This is a genomic window from Desulfocurvus sp. DL1XJH-121, from assembly GCF_054819825.1.
Window position 1 is genome coordinate 1 of sequence record NZ_JBTVWW010000181.1, and the last position, 243, is coordinate 243.

Sequence of the window (243 nt, forward strand, 5' to 3'; positions counted from 1 at the left end):
TGACCGAGGGCGAAGTCCACCTGAACATCGTCGAGATCCGCAAGCCGGAAACCGACGCTCAGCTGGTCGCCGAGTCGATCGCTCAGCAACTCGAGCGCCGTATCGCTTTCCGTCGCGCCATGAAGCGCTCGATCCAGTCGGCCGTGCGCCTCGGCGCCAAGGGCATCCGGATCAACGTTTCGGGTCGCCTCGGCGGCGCTGAAATCGCTCGTATGGAGTGGTACCGCGAAGGCCGCGTGCCGC

At 65.8% G+C, this 243-nt stretch carries 1 protein-coding gene; it reads left to right on the plus strand.

Annotation, left to right across the window (positions count from 1 at the left end):
- A partial coding sequence (rpsC, locus tag ACYYG1_RS17795; RefSeq protein ID WP_461211662.1) for a 30S ribosomal protein S3 occupies nt 1-243 on the plus strand: 243 nt, incomplete at both ends.